Origin of the sequence: Pseudomonas sp. RL_5y_Pfl2_69, assembly GCF_963970465.1 — a bacterium.
Classification (GTDB): domain Bacteria; phylum Pseudomonadota; class Gammaproteobacteria; order Pseudomonadales; family Pseudomonadaceae; genus Aquipseudomonas.
Window position 1 is genome coordinate 154,202 of sequence record NZ_CAXAOU010000012.1, and the last position, 18,324, is coordinate 172,525.

The 18,324-nt window shown below is 58.5% G+C and carries 17 protein-coding genes; 4 read left to right on the top strand and 13 right to left on the bottom strand.

Annotation, left to right across the window (positions count from 1 at the left end; genetic code table 11):
* Positions 1 to 107: 107 nt before the first annotated feature.
* From AACY07_RS19485 to hrpA, 4 genes are all read right to left on the bottom strand, one after another.
* On the bottom strand, positions 108 to 335 hold the full coding sequence (locus AACY07_RS19485; RefSeq protein WP_339476891.1) for an anti-sigma factor family protein: 228 nt from the start codon (positions 333 to 335) through the stop codon (positions 108 to 110).
* A complete protein-coding gene (locus AACY07_RS19490; protein ID WP_326397609.1) occupies positions 329 to 940 on the bottom strand; it encodes an RNA polymerase sigma factor in 612 nt (203 codons plus the stop codon). Before AACY07_RS19490 ends, AACY07_RS19485 begins: the two co-directional genes overlap by 7 nt.
* Positions 941 to 970: 30 nt before the next feature.
* Entirely contained in the window at positions 971 to 2,092 is a 1,122-nt protein-coding gene (locus tag AACY07_RS19495) for a beta-ketoacyl-ACP synthase III (protein WP_339476894.1), read from the bottom strand.
* A gap of 194 nt (positions 2,093 to 2,286) precedes the next feature.
* On the bottom strand, positions 2,287 to 6,198 hold the full coding sequence (gene hrpA / locus AACY07_RS19500; protein ID WP_339476897.1) for an ATP-dependent RNA helicase HrpA: 3,912 nt from the start codon (positions 6,196 to 6,198) through the stop codon (positions 2,287 to 2,289).
* Positions 6,199 to 6,340: 142 nt separating this feature from the next.
* Here hrpA and AACY07_RS19505 point away from each other — a divergent pair, with 142 nt between their 5' ends.
* Positions 6,341 to 7,234, top strand: a complete 894-nt coding sequence (locus AACY07_RS19505) for a DMT family transporter (protein ID WP_339476899.1) — start codon at positions 6,341 to 6,343, stop codon at positions 7,232 to 7,234.
* Positions 7,235 to 7,399: 165 nt separating this feature from the next.
* Here the strand turns inward: AACY07_RS19505 and AACY07_RS19510 are convergent, their stop codons facing one another.
* On the bottom strand, positions 7,400 to 8,263 hold the full coding sequence (locus AACY07_RS19510) for a DMT family transporter (RefSeq protein ID WP_339476901.1): 864 nt from the start codon (positions 8,261 to 8,263) through the stop codon (positions 7,400 to 7,402).
* A 681-nt stretch (positions 8,264 to 8,944) separates the two neighbouring features.
* Between AACY07_RS19510 and AACY07_RS19515 the strand changes: the two genes are divergently transcribed.
* Positions 8,945 to 9,172: a hypothetical protein gene (locus AACY07_RS19515; protein ID WP_339476903.1), complete on the top strand. Its 228-nt coding sequence runs from the start codon at positions 8,945 to 8,947 to the stop codon at positions 9,170 to 9,172.
* A gap of 262 nt (positions 9,173 to 9,434) precedes the next feature.
* Here the strand turns inward: AACY07_RS19515 and AACY07_RS19520 are convergent, their stop codons facing one another.
* Together AACY07_RS19520 and cysK are read right to left on the bottom strand one after the other, a co-directional pair.
* Positions 9,435 to 10,373 carry an aspartyl/asparaginyl beta-hydroxylase domain-containing protein gene (locus AACY07_RS19520; protein WP_133078975.1) on the bottom strand — a complete coding sequence of 313 codons (939 nt, stop codon included), beginning with the start codon at positions 10,371 to 10,373 and terminating at the stop codon, positions 9,435 to 9,437.
* Between the two features lie 224 nt (positions 10,374 to 10,597).
* A complete protein-coding gene (gene cysK / locus AACY07_RS19525) occupies positions 10,598 to 11,572 on the bottom strand; it encodes a cysteine synthase A (RefSeq protein ID WP_339476906.1) in 975 nt (324 codons plus the stop codon).
* A gap of 206 nt (positions 11,573 to 11,778) precedes the next feature.
* Here cysK and AACY07_RS19530 point away from each other — a divergent pair, with 206 nt between their 5' ends.
* Positions 11,779 to 12,624 (top strand): AAA family ATPase, encoded by an 846-nt coding sequence (locus AACY07_RS19530; protein ID WP_016781663.1) that lies wholly within the window; start codon positions 11,779 to 11,781, stop codon positions 12,622 to 12,624.
* 21 nt (positions 12,625 to 12,645) lie between these two features.
* A complete protein-coding gene (locus AACY07_RS19535; protein ID WP_339476911.1) occupies positions 12,646 to 13,824 on the top strand; it encodes a vWA domain-containing protein in 1,179 nt (392 codons plus the stop codon).
* A 105-nt stretch (positions 13,825 to 13,929) separates the two neighbouring features.
* Here the strand turns inward: AACY07_RS19535 and AACY07_RS19540 are convergent, their stop codons facing one another.
* The 6 genes from AACY07_RS19540 to AACY07_RS19565 all read right to left on the bottom strand — a co-directional run bounded on the left by AACY07_RS19540 (position 13,930) and on the right by AACY07_RS19565 (position 18,299).
* Positions 13,930 to 14,850 carry a 5-oxoprolinase subunit C family protein gene (locus tag AACY07_RS19540; protein ID WP_339476913.1) on the bottom strand — a complete coding sequence of 307 codons (921 nt, stop codon included), beginning with the start codon at positions 14,848 to 14,850 and terminating at the stop codon, positions 13,930 to 13,932.
* Positions 14,847 to 15,551, bottom strand: coding sequence for a 5-oxoprolinase subunit B family protein (locus tag AACY07_RS19545; RefSeq protein WP_339476915.1), 705 nt, complete (start codon positions 15,549 to 15,551; stop codon positions 14,847 to 14,849). Before AACY07_RS19545 ends, AACY07_RS19540 begins: the two co-directional genes overlap by 4 nt.
* Positions 15,548 to 16,300, bottom strand: a complete 753-nt coding sequence (locus AACY07_RS19550) for a 5-oxoprolinase subunit PxpA (RefSeq protein WP_339476918.1) — start codon at positions 16,298 to 16,300, stop codon at positions 15,548 to 15,550. Before AACY07_RS19550 ends, AACY07_RS19545 begins: the two co-directional genes overlap by 4 nt.
* A 145-nt stretch (positions 16,301 to 16,445) precedes the next feature.
* Entirely contained in the window at positions 16,446 to 16,979 is a 534-nt protein-coding gene (locus AACY07_RS19555) for a DUF2937 family protein (protein WP_133078969.1), read from the bottom strand.
* Positions 16,980 to 16,991: 12 nt separating this feature from the next.
* Positions 16,992 to 17,768, bottom strand: a complete 777-nt coding sequence (locus AACY07_RS19560) for a class II glutamine amidotransferase (RefSeq protein WP_133078968.1) — start codon at positions 17,766 to 17,768, stop codon at positions 16,992 to 16,994.
* A 36-nt stretch (positions 17,769 to 17,804) separates the two neighbouring features.
* A complete protein-coding gene (locus AACY07_RS19565; protein WP_339476921.1) occupies positions 17,805 to 18,299 on the bottom strand; it encodes an MFS transporter in 495 nt (164 codons plus the stop codon).
* Positions 18,300 to 18,324 lie beyond the last annotated feature (25 nt).

Genomic DNA, 18,324 nt, shown 5'->3' on the forward strand with positions numbered 1-18,324 from the left:
TAACAAAACGCCGAACCCGTTCGGCGTTTTGTGTCAGAACAGCAGAGCGAGGCTGGCGTCGGCCCCCCATCACATCCACCGACGACACCCTCGCCCATGCTTCTTCTTTAGCGCGATTGCTCGCGCATCATTCGCTCAACCGTTTGCTCAAGGTCCGAGGGTAACGGTTCGGGAAGTTTTTTCAACGCGGCGCTCATCAAACGCATTTGCTTGATGAAACGGCGGCAGTTAGGACAAAACATCAGATGATGGCGCACCAGCAACCGCTCACGAACGCTCAGCTGGCCATCCAGATAGTCGCTTGAGCGCGCTACTTGCTGTTTGCAGCTCAACATTCGCCGGTTTCCTCGAAGTGTTCCACAGTCGCAAAGACTTTTAGTCGGGCTCGATGCACCAGCACCCGCACATTAGAGAGCGACAGTTCGAGAATATTACAGATCTCTTCAAGTTCAAGTCCCTGACGCTCGCGTAACACCAGCACACTGCTCTGCAGCTGCGGCAGGCTGAGAAGGGTTTGCTCAAGGCATTCGCGCAACTCGTCTTCCGTGAGCAGGGCTTCGGGGGTGTCCTGGTGCCAGGCAAACGGGGCCAGCAACCAGTGGCCATCACTGCTGAACCGGTCATCGTCTATGGTGCCGTGAGGCGAAGGCAAATCGTCGAGCAGCACTTCACGGCGATTTTGCTTGTAGCGGTTTTTTGCGGAATTGGCCGTGATGGTCAATAGCCAGGTTTTCAGGCTGGAACGGCCCTCAAACCCGGACAGATTGCGCACTACGGAAAGCCATGCGTCTTGTACCACCTCGTCGGCATGTCGATTGCCGACGATCGCATAGGCCACGGCACGCATCGCGCTTTGATAGGTGCTAACCAGATCGCGAAAAGCCCGCTGCTCACCACTCAACAGCCGTTTGAGCAGTTCTGAGTCATCAGCAGCGGTCATGGATACCTCGTCTGATCGAGCACTGCGCGATTAACGTTTACGCAAAATCACACTGCCAATCGAATAACCGGCACCGAACGAACTCAGTACCGCCAACGCACCGCTTGGCAGATCGTCCTGATACGTATGGAAGGCAATGACCGAACCGGCCGAACTGGTGTTGGCGTAGGTATCGAGAATGACCGGTGCTTCTTCGATGGAAGCTTCGCGCCCCAACAATTTGCGCACGATCAGGTGGTTCATGCTCAGGTTGGCCTGGTGCAGCCAGAAGCGCTTCACCTGCTCAACGTCCAGCTGGTTCTCTTGCAGATGCTGACCGATCAGCTCAGCCACCATCGGGCATACGTCACGGAACACCTTGCGGCCTTCTTGTACGAACAGTTTGTCCGGGCTGTCAGCAGGCTCGTCAGAAGCACGGTTAAGGAAGCCGAAGTTGTTGCGGATATTGTTCGAGAACGTGGTCAGCAATTTGGTGCTGACGATATCGAACTGATGCTCGGACGTTGCCAGGTCTGCACGCTCGACAACCACCGCCGTCGCCGCATCACCAAAGATAAAGTGGCTGTCACGGTCACGGAAGTTCAAGTGGCCGGTGCACACTTCAGGGCTGATCAGCAGCACTGCGCGGGCCTGCCCCAACTGGACGCTGTTGCTGGCGGTCTGAATGCCGAAGGTCGCCGAAGAACAAGCCACGTTCATGTCAAAACCAAAACCCTGAATGCCCAGCGCATGTTGCACCTCGATGGCAATCGCAGGATACGGGCGTTGCAGGTTGGAGCACGCCACAATCACGCCGTCGATATCGGCAGCTGTTTTGCCCGCTCGTTCCAGCGCCTGTTTGGCGGCGCCAACGGCCATTTCGCAGAGCACCGACATTTCGTCGTTGCTACGGGCCGGCAAGTGCGGGCGCATGCGTTGCGGGTCAAGAATGCCGTCCTTGTCCATCACAAAGCGGCTTTTGATGCCCGATGCCTTTTCGATAAATGCAGCGCTCGATTCGGCCAGAGGCTGGACATCACCGGCCTCGATAGCCTCGGCGTTGTCCGCGTTGAACTGTTGCACATAGGTATTGAAAGACTGCACCAGCTCTTCGTTGGAGATGCTGTTGGCCGGGGTATACAGGCCGGTGCCGCTAATGACGACGTTATGCACGGTCGTTCCTCTATATGTATTCAGCTGTCGATAGCCGCGAAGTTTGCCATAAATGCCAGCATTTGGCGTTATTTGCGGATGTTACGGTCAATCTCCGTGGGAGCGGGCTTGCTCGCGATTGCATCGACACGGTACAGGTACCCGATCGCGTTGCCTGCATCGCGAGCCAGCCCGCTCCCACAAGTCACAGGGGCTCAAGCGTCCACCACACTCCATTGCTTGCCCAGGCGCTTGTCCGAAATCGGCACCTTGGTACCCAGTTGCTGGCCGAACAACGACACGCGGTATTCCTCCAGCCACCAGCGGTACAACTCAAGCTGCGGGTCGCGCTTGCCTTCCTGGGCGTGCTTGGTGGCACGCGCTTGATACTGCGCCCAAAGCCCGCTCAGCTCACCGCTCCAGACCCGGTCTTTTTGAACCTGGCCCGGCAGTTTCTCAAGACGCATTTCTATCGCCTTGAGGTAACGCGGCAGCTCCTTGAGCCATATGGCCGGGGTTTCGCGGACAAAACCCGGATACACCAGATGACTCAACTGCTGCTTGATGTCATTCAGGGCAACCGCCTGGGCCAGATCGATCTTGCCTTTGAAGCGTTTTTGCAGACCGTGCCAGAGCTTGAGAATATCCAGCGTCAGCCTGGCCAGCTTTTCGGCATGCTCGGTCCAGGCTCCGCGCTTGCGCTCGGCCAGTGAGGCCAGCCCGGCACCATCACGAGGCAATACCGCTTCGCCTTCAAGGATGCAGCTGTCGAGGCTGGCCAGCAGAATGTCTTCGACCAGACTTTCGACCCGGCCAAGCTCACGATACAGCAAGCCCAGTTCGGTCAGCCCCGGCAGCTTGCCGCGCAAGAACTTCGCGGGTTCCGCCAGTTGTTGCATCAACAGGCGCTGCAAGGCTCGGCGATGTTGGTATTCAGCCTCGGCCGGAGTCGAGAAACGCCCCTCCTTGACCGTATTGCCCTCTTCCACCAACGCCGGATAGACCGTCATCGACAGGCCCGCGATCTTTTGCTGGGTCTTCTCGGCAACCGGGGCGAACACCTTGGCCTCCACCGGCTGCTGGTTTTTCGCCGTTTGCGGTACGGCCAGTGCCGCCTGGCTGGCCTGGGCGAAACGCGCCGTCAACTCGGCCAGATCACGTCCCTCACCCAGGAACTTGCCATCAGCGTCGACCACCTCGATGTTCATCTTCAGATGATTTTCGACCTGCTGCGCGGCCTCTGCCCACGCTTCGTCACTGACCCGTGCACCGGTCATGCGCAGCAGTTCGCGGCCCAGGGTCTGTGGCAGTGAACCTTGGGCAAATTCCATGCGCTCCAATGCCGCCTTGATGAAGTCAGGCACCGGTACAAAGTTTTTGCGCAACGCCTTGGGCAAACTGCGCACCAGAGCGATGCACTTGGCTTCGATCATGCCGGGCACCAGCCATTCCAGCCGCTCAGGCGGCAATACCGGCAGCAACGGCGCAGGCACCTTGACCGTCACACCATCACGGGGGTGGTTGGGTTCAAAGTGATAACTCAGCTCAAGGGTCAGATCACCCAAGTGCAGCGTGTCCGGGTAATGCCGGGCGGTGATTTCGGTGGCTTCACGGGCCAGCACGTCTTCTTCGCGCATGATCAACAGCTGCGGGTCTTTCTGGCTGTTGACCCGGTACCAGCTGTCAAAGGTCGCGGTCTGATGAATCTCGGCGGGCAGGCGGGCGTCATAGAACGCATACAGGGTTTCTTCGTCGGCCAGGATGTCCCTGCGCCGGGCCTTGGCTTCCAGCTCGTCGAGCTGCTCCAGCAACTGCGCATTGGCGGTCAGGCACTTGGCACGGGACTGAATCTCGCCACGCACCAGCCCTTCACGGATAAACAACTCACGGGACAGTACCGGGTCAATCGGCCCGTAGTGCACGGCACGGCGACCGACCACGATCAGGCCGAACAAGGTGATTTGCTCGTAAGCCACCACTTGCCCGCGCTTCTTCTCCCAATGGGGTTCGAAATAGTTCTTTTTGATCAAATGCCCGGCCAGCGGTTCGATCCAGTCCGGCTCGATCTTGGCCACCATGCGCGCATACAGCTTGGTGGTCTCTACCAGTTCGGCGGTCATCAACCACTGCGGGCGCTTTTTGCCCAGACCCGACGAGGGATGAATCCAGAACCGGCGCTGACGCGCGCCCAGGTAATCGCCGTCTTCGGTTTTTTGACCGATCTGGCTCAGCAAACCGGACAGCACCGCCTTGTGCAACTTCGGGTAGTCGGCGGGCTCTTGATTGACCGTGAGCTGCATATCGCGACAGATCAGGCTCAATTGCCGATGGGAATCACGCCACTCGCGCAACCGCAGGTAGTTGAGGAAGTTTTTGCGGCACCAGTTACGCAACGGGCTGGCCGTCAACGCCTGGCGCTGCTCTTCAAAGCCGCGCCATACGTTGATCAGACCGGCGAAGTCAGAGTCGACATCTTTCCATTGCGCGTGGGCCTGATCCGCCGCTTGTTGGCGCTCCGGCGGTCGCTCACGCGGGTCTTGCACCGACATCGCACTGGCGACAATCAATACTTCCTGCAAGCTGCCGAGCTTGGCGGCTTCGAGCAACATACGGCCCATGCGCGGGTCCACCGGCAAACGTGCCAACTGGCGCCCCAGCGGCGTGAGCTGATTCTCGCGGTTAACCGCCGACAACTCTTGCAGCAGGTTGAAACCGTCGGTGATCGCCTTGCCATCCGGCGGCTCAATAAACGGAAATGCGGTAATTTCGCCCAGACGCAGGTGCAGCATCTGCAGGATTACTGCCGCAAGGTTGGTACGCAAAATCTCGGGATCGGTAAACTCCGGGCGGCCGTTAAAGTCTTCTTCGGCATACAGCCGCACACAGATACCCGGTTCGACCCGGCCGCAGCGACCCTTGCGCTGGTTGGCGCTGGCCTGGGAAATCGCCTCGATCGGCAGGCGCTGTACCTTGGCCCGGTAGCTGTAACGACTGATACGGGCCGTACCACTGTCGATCACATAGCGAATGCCCGGAACCGTGAGCGAAGTTTCCGCCACGTTGGTCGCCAGTACCACACGACGGCCCGGGTGCGACTGGAAAATCCGCTGCTGTTCGGCAGGCGACAGCCGCGCGTACAACGGCAAAATTTCAGTGTGCTTGAGCTGCGCCTTGCGCAACATGTCGGCGGCATCGCGAATTTCGCGTTCACCGGGCAAAAACACCAGCACGTCGCCAGGGCTTTTGCGCTCACTGCGCTCGAAGGCCGCAATTTCGTCCAGCGTGGCAATGATGGCCTGATCGACACTCAGGTCTTCTTCGACATTGTTGCCCTCTTCGTCCTGCTCGGAGGTCAACGGGCGATACCAGGTCTCGACCGGGAAGGTACGGCCCGACACCTCGACAATTGGCGCGTCATTGAAGTGCTTGGAGAAGCGCTCCAGATCGATGGTTGCCGACGTGATGATGACTTTCAGGTCCGGACGGCGAGGCAGCAGAATCTTCAGATAACCCAGCAGGAAATCGATGTTCAGACTGCGTTCGTGAGCTTCGTCGACGATGATCGTGTCATAGCGCTCGAGATAGCGGTCGTGCTGGGTTTCGGCCAGCAGGATGCCATCGGTCATCAACTTGACCAGGGTATTGGAATCGCTCTGATCTTCAAATCGCACCTGATAGCCGACCAATGCGCCCAGTGGCGTGCCCAGCTCTTCGGCTACCCGGCTGGCAACGCTGCGCGCAGCGATCCGGCGCGGCTGAGTGTGGCCGATCAGACCGTGCTGTCCACGGCCGATTTCAAGGCAGATTTTCGGCAACTGGGTGGTTTTGCCCGAGCCGGTCTCACCCGCCAGAATCAACACCTGATGCTTGAGCAGCGCCGCCTTGATCTCATCTCGCTTGGCGGCAATCGGCAGATTTTCGTCATAGCGAATCAACGGCACACTGGCCGCCCGTGCTGTCACCTGCGCACAGGATGCCTGGACCCGCTCGGCCCAAACGGCCAGCTTGGCCTCGTCAGGCTTTTTGCGCAGCTCATGGAGTTGCCGACGCAGCTTGTGGCGATCGGCGATCATGGCTTGATCAAGGTTTTTCAACAGTTGGTCGATAGCAGGCGATTCGTCAGTCATCAGGTGCGCAAAATCTTCGTAAATGCAGGGGGCGGATTGTCGCAGATTTGGGCGCTTATGCACGAATCTGTAGGAATTAGCGCGTTGTCTTGTCCGCTGCATCCCCTACACTGCGCGGCTTAAACCTTTTAAGGAAAATCCCGTGAGACTTGTCGATTTGGTGCGCATGCTGTCGTTAGCAGGCATTTGGGGCGCCAGCTTTCTGTTTATGCGGATCATCGCACCAGTGCTTGGGACCATTCCTACTGCATTCTTTCGGGTATCCATCGCCGCTACGGGCCTGGTGGTGATCCTGGCGCTGATGCGCGTGCGCTGGGATTTCGGCGGCAAGCTCAAGGTCATTTTGATTCTGGGGGTCATCAACTCCGGCGTTCCGGCCACCCTGTATTCGGTGGCGGCCCAGGTATTGCCTGCCGGTTACTCATCTATTTTCAACGCCACCACCCCGTTGATGGGCGTGTTGATTGGCGGTCTGTTTTTCAGCGAAAAACTGACCCTGACCAAAATGGCCGGGGTGTTTCTGGGATTGCTCGGTGTAGGGATTTTGACCCGGGCCGGGCCGGTTGCTTTCAATCTGGACTTGCTGATGGGCGCCCTCGCCTGCCTGCTGGCCACCACCTTTTATGGCTTTGCCGGCTTTCTGGCCCGCCGCTGGCTGGACCAGCAAGGCGGTCTTGACCCACGGCTTTCGGCCCTGGGCAGCATGCTTGGGGCAACCCTGTTCCTGTTGCCCCTGTTTGGCCTGAGTGTGATGAATCAGCCACCGGTGAGCTGGGGTGGAATGAGTGTGTGGTTATCGTTGCTGGGACTGGGGCTGGTGTGCACGGCATTTGCCTACATCCTGTACTTCCGCTTACTGACAAGTATTGGACCGGTCAAATCCATGACCGTGACGTTCATGATCCCGCCGTTTGGCGTGCTGTGGGGCGCGCTGTTCCTGGGTGAGCCGCTGTCAATGGCGCACCTGTATGGCGGGCTGCTGATCGCCGTGGCGCTGTGGCTGGTGCTCAAGCCTGGAGCCAGACAAGCTGCCTGAACCTTTCCACCCGAAGCAGCTGCCGAGGTACGAAGGCTGCGTTCGAGCGCGAAGCGGTCGTGAAATCCGAATCCAAGGTGTATCAGCCGCACCGAGGTGACAAATTTCACGACTGCTACGCAGCCGAACGCAGCCTTCGGCAGCTGCTACGGGGGCTTGGTTTACTCAGGTGGTCTTACGGAACACAAACATCAACCCGATGATAATCATGGCCATCCCGAGCACACTCAACGCTGCCAACTTGTTGCCGAAAATCAGGTAGTCCATGACCGCAGTCACGGCGGGCACCAGATAGAACAGGCTGGTGACGTTGACCAGGTTGCCTCGGGCAATCATCCGGTACAGCAACAAGGTTGCCATCACCGAAACCACCAGCCCCATCCACAACACCGGCACCACAAAGCCCGCGCCGTGCTCGAAGTGAAATGGCTGGAACGGCACAAACACCGCGCACACCAGCAGACCTGCAAGGTATTGCAACGGCAGTGTGCCGAGGGGATTCTGGGTGATGCGTTTTTGCATCAAAGTCCCTGCCGTCATGCTGGCAAGGGCCAACAGGGCAAACAACATCCCGGCCCACGACAAACCCGCCAGACCGATGCTCTGGTACACCACCAGAACCAGCCCGGCCAGCCCCAGCAGCAACCCGAGGGAGCGGCTCAAGGAGTGTTTACGCTCCATGATCACGGCAGTGAGAATCGGCTGCACACCCATCACCGTGGCCATGACGCCGGGCGTCACTTTCAGGTCCAGGGCCAACAGATAAAAAATCTGATACGCCGCCAGCAACACCACACCCGTTGCCATCGCATAACTGATCGCCCTGGCGCCACGGGGCATCTGAAACTTCATCAACGGGATGATCAGCACCAAAGCCATCAAGGCAATGGCAAAACGGATCAACAAAAAGGCAAACGGCGAGGCGTGAGCCAGCCCCCATTTGGAGAAAATCGCACCGCTGCTCCACAGCAGTACAAACAGGCACGTGGAAGCAGCCGCCAGCGCGGACTCTTTAGTCATATAAAACATGGATAACACCTGTCATCAGGCAAAAAAGCCGACTCAGCCGAAACTGAAGTTCAATGGTTTTTTAGACGGGTACGGGCAGCCGAGCGATCAGCTCAGCCCGCAACAACACCCGGTGGCGATACGACGACGTACACCACAGTGCGGCTGACAGGAGGTGGGTAGTGACTGATCTGCGCAGGCTGCTGGTTTGCACACGGCACGACGCCAGCAGTGACTGCTGAAACGACAACGCTATGTGGAAAGGAAACCGGCATGGGCTGATCTTTTTGAAGAGAGGATATCGAGCGCCGACTATAACCAGCGCCCGACATTAAATGCAACGACTCAACTGATTAAGAATGGGCGAGAGTCGAGTAACACGAAGAGCTACACATTCGCTCAGACAGCTCTATGCCAAAACCCAGAATCCGGCTCAAGCACCAGCTTTTTAAATCACAGGCCAGGACAGCAGCTTGCTCAATGCTGACCAACGCACTGCCAACACAGTCCGGTGAAGCCATAGTGTTCAGACCCATCGACGCCCTGGCACTTGACGCATTCAATGGGTGGGGGGATGGCGTTCACTTTTCATGGGAAGAAGTCCCCCTGTAGAAGGCCAGGGAACCCTGGTCATTCGACTTATCCATCTGGTGCGGCTCAGAGCTCTGCGGACTGTGTTTCGCCAACCCCAACCAGAGCCGGTTGCGAACCAAAATTATCCGGCCGGAAGGCAACCCCGACAGCCGACATCCGCTGAAAAACCGCGTAGCTGCAGTGGCAATGCTTGCCGTGGAGCACTATGCGCAAAAGGTGGGAAGTCGATGGCTGGAAATTCAAGAACCGGCCCAGGGAGCCATGAAGGTCTATCAGGAACTGGGGTTTCAATTGGATGCATTCGGACGGCTTGTTATAGATCTGAAGAAGGACTAGCATCATTTGCGCTGTACAATAAACAACCAAAATGGTGGCGATATGCCGGTCACGACCCCAACACCCGCCTTACCAAAGACCAAGCCCCACAGTGAGAGTAAACCCCTGGGTGCGGCCACTTCAGCCACTCAGCAGCGTTTTTTACGCGTTGCAGTCAATGGCAGCAAAGCAGATGAACCTGCAGGTGTTTTAGCAGGCAGCCCGCTTTAATAATCCCCAAAAAAAACCGCTCACTGATGAGCGGTTTTTTTATCTTGTGAAATCAGCCAAACAACCAACGCCACAGCAGTACCAGCACCAGCACTGCCAGTATCGGGCGGGCTATGCGATACAACTTGGGATTGCGGCGCTTCCACTGCTTGACCACGCCGCTGAAGCGATCGCTGAAGGTTTTGCTCCAGGCGTACGCCTTGTTGATGCCGCCTACGCGCTCATCATCGAGGTTCTGCGGCGCCGTGGCTTTACCCAGTTGCGCGCTGACCCAGCGGTTGATACGGGTCATGAAGGGACTGGTAAGCGGGCGTTCGATATCGCAAAACAGGATGACGCGAGTCATGTCGGTCTCATTCTTGACCCAATGCACGTAGGTCTCGTCGAACATCACGTCTTCACCATCACGCCACGCGTATTCCTCGCCATCGACGAAGATACGGCAGGCATCGGAGTTGGGGGTCGACAGCCCCAGGTGATATCGCAGCGATCCGGCAAACGGATCACGGTGCGGGTTGAGGTGGCTACCGCCCGGCAGCAAGGCAAACATCGCGCCTTTGACATTGGGGATGCTGTTGACCAGCTCAACGGTTTTCGGGCACAGCAACTCGGCCGATGGCAACGCCTTGTCGTACCACTTGAGGTAAAAACGCTTCCAGCCTTTTTTGAAAAACGAGCCAAAGCCGGCGTCGTTGTTTTTTTCTGCGGCGCGAATGTAGCCCTCGTCGAACAGGTGCATGGCTTCTTCGCGGATCGCTTGCCAGTTGTCCTTGAGGACATCCAGCTCAGGGAACTTGCTGCGGTCCAGGTACGGTTTGGACGGTACGCCGGAGAACAAGTACATCAGGGCGTTGTAGGGCGCAAAGAACGCTGAGTGGTTGACGAACTGGCGTAACACCGGCAGCCGTGCCTTACCGCGAAAATGCACGTAAAGGATGCTGCCGACAAACAGCAGTATGAGCCCTGCCTTGATGGCGAAGGATAAGGTCATGCAACAACTCCTCGAAAATACCGTGCGGCACCAATAGCCCGACGTGGCAGCCGGCCATGATAAACACTAGCGACGTAGGACAAAACCCATCAAATCCATTATTCGGAGCAATGAACCCTCCGAAAGCCAATGATTATGCACGTTGAGGAGCAAATCGGTTTGACGTGGGTCAGCAACATCCGTAGCCGCTGGCGCAGGCTGCGCCGGCGGCTACAGGCCCGTGTTTACTGGTGCAGCTCCTGCTCACTGAACATGTCGCTGAACAGGAAGCTCGACAGGTAGCGCTCGCCCGAATCCGGAAGGATCACGACGATGGTCTTGCCTTGCATTTCCGGGGTTTCAGCCAGGCGTACTGCCACAGCCATCGCGGCCCCGCAGGAGATCCCGCACAAGATGCCTTCTTCCTGCATCAGGCGCAGGGCCATGGCTTTGGATTCGTCATCGCTGACCAGCTCGACCTTGTCGAGAATCGACAGATCCAGGTTTTTGGGCACAAAACCGGCACCGATACCCTGGATTTTGTGCGGTGAAGGCTTGATTTCTTCCCCCGCCAGCGCCTGGGTAATCACCGGCGAAGTGATGGGCTCAACTGCCACCGACAAAATCGGCTTGCCCTGGGTGTGCTTGATATAGCGCGAAACCCCGGTAATCGTACCGCCGGTACCGACGCCAGAAACCAGCACGTCAACGCCCCCATCGGTGTCGTTCCAGATTTCCGGACCCGTGGTTTTTTCATGAATCGCCGGGTTGGCCGGATTTTCAAACTGCTGCGGCATGAAGTACCGCGCCGGGTCGCTGGCCTGGATTTCTGCGGCCTTGTCGATAGCGCCCTTCATGCCCTTGGCCGGCTCGGTCAACACCAGCTCGGCCCCCAGCGCCTTGAGCACCTTGCGCCGTTCGATGCTCATCGATGACGGCATGGTCAACGTCAATTTATAACCGCGCGCTGCTGCGACAAACGCCAGGCCGATCCCCGTGTTCCCCGACGTAGGCTCGATGATGGTCATGCCCGGCTTGAGCACGCCGCGGCTTTCGGCATCCCAGATCATGTTGGCGCCAATTCGGCATTTGACCGAATAACCGGGGTTACGGCCTTCGATCTTGGCCAGGATTGTCACGCCACGGGGTGCAATGCTGTTGATCTGCACTAAAGGCGTGTTGCCGATGGATTGGGCGTTGTCTGCAAAAATGCGGCTCATGGCGGGGTCCTTGTGCACCTTTTGGGAAGATCCCAAGGGTAGGCCTCACGCCGACATGCGTCCAGTCATGACGTGACGCTTCATTCAGAGACTGAATGGTGCGTCTGCGTTCATGTTCGGCGGGCGGCGCGTTATAGTCGGACATACTTTTCAGTTCCCCCGCCCTGCCCCATGCAGGGCCCGGGTCATGGTTTGAGGAATAACAGATGAAGTTCGAAGGCACTCGCGCCTATGTGGCCACCGATGACCTGAAGCTGGCGGTCAACGCAGCGATCACCCTGGAGCGCCCGCTGCTGGTCAAGGGCGAGCCCGGCACCGGCAAGACCATGCTGGCAGAGCAACTGGCCGAGTCCTTTGGCTGCAAGCTGATCACCTGGCATATCAAGTCCACGACCAAGGCCCACCAGGGCCTGTACGAGTACGACGCCGTCAGCCGCCTGCGTGACTCGCAACTGGGTGTCGACAAGGTGCACGATGTTCGCAATTACCTGAAAAAGGGCAAGTTGTGGGAAGCCTTCGAGGCTGAAGAACGGGTCATCCTGCTGATCGACGAAATCGACAAGGCCGACATCGAGTTCCCCAACGACCTGCTGCAAGAACTCGACAAGATGGAGTTCTACGTTTACGAGACAGATGAAACGATCAAGGCCAAGGTCCGCCCGATCATCATCATTACCTCCAACAATGAAAAAGAGCTGCCGGACGCTTTCTTGCGTCGCTGCTTCTTTCACTACATCAGCTTCCCGGATCGCACCACGCTGCAGAAAATCGTCGATGTTCACTTCCCGGACATCAAGAAAGAGCTGGTCAGCGAAGCCCTTGACGTCTTTTTCGACGTGCGCAAAGTGCCTGGCCTGAAGAAAAAACCTTCGACCTCCGAGCTGGTGGATTGGCTCAAGCTACTGATGGCCGACAATATTGGCGAAGCGGTATTGCGCGAACGCGATCCGACCAAGGCCATCCCGCCACTGGCCGGTGCGCTGGTGAAAAACGAGCAGGACGTGCAATTGCTTGAGCGCCTGGCGTTTATGAGCCGTCGCCCCAATCGCTGATTTTTCAAGAAGGCGATAAGCATGCTGCTTAATCTGTTCAATGAAATGCGTGCGGCCAAGGTGCCGGTTTCAGTGCGTGAACTGCTGGACCTGATCAACGCCCTGAAACACCGCGTGACCTTCGCCGACATGGACGAATTTTATTACCTGGCGCGCACGATTCTGGTGAAGGACGAACGTCATTTCGACAAGTTCGACCGTGCCTTTGGCGCCTACTTCAATGGCTTGCAAAACCTCAACGAACACCTTGAGGCCCTGATTCCGGAAGACTGGCTGCGCAAGGAATTCGAGCGATCCCTGAGCGACGAAGATCGTGCGCAACTCCAGTCCCTGGGTGGTCTGGACAAGCTGATCGAGGCATTCAAGCAACGTCTTGAGGAGCAAAAGGAGCGCCATGCCGGTGGCAACAAATGGATCGGCACGGGCGGCACCAGCCCGTTCGGCTCGGGTGGCTATCACCCCGAAGGCATTCGTGTGGGCGATGCGGGCGCGCGCCAGGGCAAGGCTGCCAAGGTCTGGGAGCAGCGCGAGTACAAAAATCTCGACGACCAGGTCGAACTGGGTACGCGCAATATCAAGGTCGCATTACGCCGCCTGCGCAAATTCGCCCGCCAGGGAGCGGCGGATGAGCTGGATATTGACGGCACCATTGATCACACCGCCCGCGATGCCGGCCTGCTGAACATTCAGATGCGTCCCGAGCGGCGCAATAACATCAAGCTGCTGTTGCTGTTCGACATCGGCGGTTCGATGGACTCCCATGTGAAAACCTGCGAAGAATTGTTTTCGGCCTGCAAGACCGAGTTCAAGCATCTGGAGTACTACTACTTTCACAACTTCATCTATGAATCGGTGTGGAAGAACAACCAGCGACGCCAGGTTGAGCGCATTTCAACCCAGGACCTGCTGAACAAGTACGGAGCCGATTACAAAGTGATTTTTATCGGCGACGCGGCGATGGGGCCGTATGAAATCACCCATGCGGGGGGCAGTGTCGAACACTGGAACGAAGAGCCGGGTTACAAGTGGATGCAGCGCTTTATGGATAAGTACAAAAAGCTCATCTGGATTAACCCGTACCCCAAGGACACCTGGAACTACACGGCGTCCATCGGGATCGTGCGCGATCTGATCGAAGACCGCATGTACCCGCTGAACCTTGAGGGGCTGGAAGAAGGGATGCGGTTTTTGGCCAAGTAGTACGCGCTTACCGTGTGGGAGCGGGCTTGCTCGCGATGGCATCAACGCGACATGCCTGATGCACCGGGTTGACTGAAATCGCGAGCAACCCCGCTCCTGCAAGATTTACTGCACGAACCGCTGCATGAACCCGACCATCTGACGCTGCGCAGCCTCTTGCGTAGTCGGGCGCATAGTCACCCCCTCCCCTGGCAAGCACTGGGCCAGTCGCGCCAGTGCCAATGGCGTCAATGCCCCCAGTCGCGGGTAGCCACCGATGGTTTGACGGTCATTGAGCAGCACGATCGGCTGACCATCGGGCGGTACCTGAATCGCCCCCAACGGTATCCCTTCTGAAATCATCGGTGCGCCCTGATAGACCAGAGCCGGCCCCAGTAAACGGATACCCATTCGATCGGCACGGGTGTCCAGGGTCCAAGGGCTGTTGAAGGCATCGAACGTGCTTTGGCCGCTGAAGGCACCGATTTGTGCACCCAATACCACGTCCAGCGCGGGATTGGGGCTGAACACGGGTTGCAGCTCACGGGCCAGTTCGCGCAACGGCTGTCCATGCCCGGCATAATTCAATTCAGCGCCTGCCGCCAGCCCGCGTCCAAAACCATCCGGCCCGCCCAGTTGTTCGCGGGCCACGGTGGCGCAACTGCCCAATACTTGGGGCGCCTCAAATCCCCCAGGAGCGGCCAGATAAGCCCGGGCACCGAGCAGCGGCTGGGCAAGGGTCAGGGTCTGGCCTTTTTTCAGGGCAAAACTGCGCCAAGGCTTGAGTACCTGCCCGTCCACTGCGCCAGCAAGGTCAGCGCCCGCCAGTGCCAGGGTGCAATCGTCTTGCGCAACCAGGGTCAAGCCGCCAAGGGTGATCTCGATAACAGCCGCATCCGGCGAATTACCCAATAACCAGTTTGCCCACGCCATCGACAACCAGTCCGCTGCCCCGCCCTGGGTCACGCCCAGATGCCGCACGCCAAAGCGCCCGCGGTCTTGCAACAGGCACAATGGGGTGCTGGCCTGAATCAATAAACGGCTCATGCCAGTGCCTCCTGAGGAGTATCGTCGCCACCCAGACGAATGAATTCGGCGCGGGAAACAGGCTCGAACCGAACCGTATCGCCGGGTTGCATCAGGCTGTAGCCATCCCGTTCACGGTCGAACAGCGCGCTCGGTGTACGCCCGACAAGGTTCCAGCCGCCGGGTGATTGCGCCGGGTAAGCAGCGGTCTGGCGCTCGGCGATGCCGACGCTTCCGCTGGCCACGCGTTTTCGCGGAGTCGCCAGCCGCGGTGCGGCCAGGGCTTCTTCCACCAGCCCCATAAAGGCAAAACCTGGGGCAAACCCCAAGGCAAACACCTGATACTCATGGTCGCTGTGACGGCGAATAACCTCACTGACCGGGCAACTTGCGCGCTGGGCCAGCAACGTAAGCTCCGGGCCAACGCTCACGTCATACCACACCGGCAGAACATGGCATTGCCCAAGGTTTTGGGTCTCAGGGCGCAGGTCAGTCAGCGCCAGGGCAATCAACTCGCGGGCCTGGGTCGGGCTCAGCGCCAGGCCATCGTAATGCACCATCATAGTGGTGTAAGACGGCACCAGATCGATCAGGTACCCGGCAAAGCTGGCTCGCAGCCGCTCGCTGAGCGCCAGCATCCAGGGCATGTTGGTTTCGGCAATCTCATCGAACAAACGCAGCATCAGGCAATCGATAGCCACCACTTCGATACGCGGCTTCATGCCTGCGCCTGCTGATTCAGGGCATCGCGAATCTGCTGCACTGCAGCCACTGAACTGGCGTTATCGCCATGCACACACAGGGTATTGGCGTGCAGATGCAAGGCGCTGCCATCACTGGCAATCAGCGCCTTGCCCGCTGCGATGGTCAGGGCCTGTTGCACGATGACATCCGCCTCGTGGTGCACGGCACCCGGCAACTGTCGGGAGACCAAGCGCCCGGCACTGTCGTAAGCGCGGTCGGCAAAGGCTTCGAACCACAGGGTCACGCCGAACTCATCACCAATGGCCTGCGCAGCGCTGTTGTCACGTGTGGCCATCAGCATCAGCGGCAGGCTTGAATCGTAAGCGGCCAGGGCCTGGATCACTGCCCGCAGTTGCGCGGGATTAGCCATCATGTCGTTGTACATCGCGCCGTGAGGCTTGACGTAGCTGACCCGTGTGCCCTGGGCACGGCAAATACCGTCCAGCGCACCGATCTGATAGTGCAGCAGGTCTTGCAGCTCTTGCGCCGAGTAGGCCATCGAGCGGCGACCGAAGCCCGCCAGGTCCTGATACGCCGGATGGGCACCGATTGTCACCTCATGCGCCACGGCCAGTGCCACGGTTTTGCGCATGATGCCCGGGTCTCCCGCGTGGAAGCCGCAGGCGATGTTGGCGCAATCGATAAACGCCATGACGTCGGCATCCAGGCCCATGGTCCAGCTGCCGAAACTCTCACCCATGTCGCAATTCAATAACAGGCGGCTCACGATGATGCTCCTGTGGTCTTTTTATAGTTTAAGTGCGGGCCATTTTTCGACAGGTGCACGCCGTTCGTCCAACTAATAAAAGCCGGACTCGGGCATAAGAAAAATTTGATTGCTTAACACGCTCTGCCCCTGGAACAGGGTGAGCTTAGTAACTGCGCTCGCGACGGGCCAGGCGTTCACGCTGGCGTTTGCCGCCCAGCACGACCCAATCCACCAGCCGCAAGAACCCTTCAATGACGAAGGAGAACAACAAGGCCCCCGCCATCGCCCAGCCGATTGCCCCCGGCGACAGCAACACCTGATAGGTGTAGGCGTTCAGGGTTTCTTCGCGGATGGCCGGGTCGGCCGCATAGGCCACTTGCAGGGCGCGCATGTACCACGGGCCTTGCATGGCCTGGAACTGATCATCGAGCAGGCGCTGACGGTTCAGCAAGGTGCCCAGGCTCGTGGCATCACTGCGAAACACCGGGTCGTCGCTGGCCTGGTAATGCGCCACCAACGCTTGCAGGTCGCCCTTGAAAAACTGGTTGGCAGTGTTCTGGAAACCCGCCAGCCCGGTCTGGGCCTCGATCAGATGAGCTTCGACGCGATTGGCATAATCATTGATGAACCCTGGTACTTGCACACCCATCAACAAACCAATGGTAAACAACACCAACCGCAGGTAGCTCAAGAACATGTCCGCCCATCCTTATTCGGTTGTGCCCTGGCTGACGCATTCGCCGCGTCGCCACAGGCTCCATTGGCCCGGCTCGTAGCGCGTCCAGGTTTCGTTTTCGGTCAAAGGCTCGGTGGCGATCACAGTGACCACATCGTTGGGCGTTGTTTCGGCCTGAAAATCGACGATCACGTCGACATCTTTCAGGCGTGCCGGACCAAATGGAGCGCGGCGAGTAATTTGCGCCAGCTTGGTCGAGCAGTAGCAGAACAACCAGTCTCCGTCGCTGAGCAGGCAGTTGAACACGCCTTTGCTGCGAAACTCGGCGCAGGCCTCTACCAGCACCGGCAGGATGCTTTCGACGTCAACCGGCTCGGGGAATTTTTCGCGCACCCGATTGAGCAAGTCACAAAACGCCGCTTCGCTGTCGGTGTCGCCAATGGGGCGGTAAAAGCGGGTGCTCGGCGACAAATCGGCCAATTGGCCATTGTGCGCAAAACACCAGTTGCGCCCCCACAGCTCACGGACAAACGGATGCGTGTTCGACAGGCATACCTTGCCCACGTTGGCCTGTCGGATATGCCCGATGACCACTTCGCTCTTGATCGGGTAACGCTGAACCAGCAACGCGACTTCGGAGTCGCAACTGGCGGCCGGGTCCTGGAACAGGCGCAGCCCACGCCCCTCATAGAAGGCAATGCCCCAGCCATCACGGTGCGGGCCGGTACGCCCGCCACGCTGCATCAGGCCGGTGAAACTGAACACAATATCGGTCGGGACGTTGGCGCTCATGCCCAATAATTCACACACGCTCGCACACTCGCATTCAGGCTCGACGAAATAGGATTACAACCGCGGCTCGACCCGGGACGGGGCCGATGCACGCGAGGCGCCAGGTGGCACATAACGATCATTGCCAGCCGAGCCAAAAGGCTGGTCGTCTTCAGGATCGTGTTTAGCCGCTTGTGCCGACGGGTCGGCCTGTGCCTTGCGAGCCTTGCTGGCGCGCTCGATGGGCCAGCGGATCAACGCAAATACGGCGTACACACAAAACGCAATAATGGTGTACATCAGCAAGTCAGAGACGGCGCGCCAAACGTTGTTGCCGACTTTGAAGGCCAGGTCCAGGGCGGTGATCGCCACTGCAGGTGCAAACTGCTCCTTGACCGGGTCAATGATGGTCGGGCTAAACAGCAATACAGCCATTAACACACGCAGCGGCTCGCGCAACCAGCGCCACATGAAGCGGGTCATTCGGCACCATACGAGCAGGCAGCCCGCAGCAGCAAAGGCGTAAAGGCCCCATGCGATCAGATAGTCGTTCTCGGTCATGGTATCCATGGTCGGCAGGCAATGAGACGCTATG

Bases quoted from the DNA above. Each gene is read 5' to 3' on its own strand.
- AACY07_RS19490 (WP_326397609.1), bottom strand. From the start codon at position 940: ATGACCGCTGCTGATGACTCAGAACTGCTCAAACGGCTGTTGAGTGGT.
- AACY07_RS19540 (WP_339476913.1), bottom strand. From the start codon at position 14,850: ATGAGCCGTTTATTGATTCAGGCCAGCACCCCATTGTGCCTGTTGCAA.
- AACY07_RS19545 (WP_339476915.1), bottom strand. From the start codon at position 15,551: ATGAAGCCGCGTATCGAAGTGGTGGCTATCGATTGCCTGATGCTGCGT.
- hrpA (WP_339476897.1), bottom strand. From the start codon at position 6,198: ATGACTGACGAATCGCCTGCTATCGACCAACTGTTGAAAAACCTTGAT.
- AACY07_RS19535 (WP_339476911.1), top strand. From the start codon at position 12,646: ATGCTGCTTAATCTGTTCAATGAAATGCGTGCGGCCAAGGTGCCGGTT.
- cysK (WP_339476906.1), bottom strand. From the start codon at position 11,572: ATGAGCCGCATTTTTGCAGACAACGCCCAATCCATCGGCAACACGCCT.
- AACY07_RS19555 (WP_133078969.1), bottom strand. From the start codon at position 16,979: ATGTTCTTGAGCTACCTGCGGTTGGTGTTGTTTACCATTGGTTTGTTG.
- AACY07_RS19565 (WP_339476921.1), bottom strand. From the start codon at position 18,299: ATGGATACCATGACCGAGAACGACTATCTGATCGCATGGGGCCTTTAC.
- AACY07_RS19520 (WP_133078975.1), bottom strand. From the start codon at position 10,373: ATGACCTTATCCTTCGCCATCAAGGCAGGGCTCATACTGCTGTTTGTC.
- AACY07_RS19485 (WP_339476891.1), bottom strand. From the start codon at position 335: ATGTTGAGCTGCAAACAGCAAGTAGCGCGCTCAAGCGACTATCTGGAT.
- AACY07_RS19510 (WP_339476901.1), bottom strand. From the start codon at position 8,263: ATGTTTTATATGACTAAAGAGTCCGCGCTGGCGGCTGCTTCCACGTGC.
- AACY07_RS19530 (WP_016781663.1), top strand. From the start codon at position 11,779: ATGAAGTTCGAAGGCACTCGCGCCTATGTGGCCACCGATGACCTGAAG.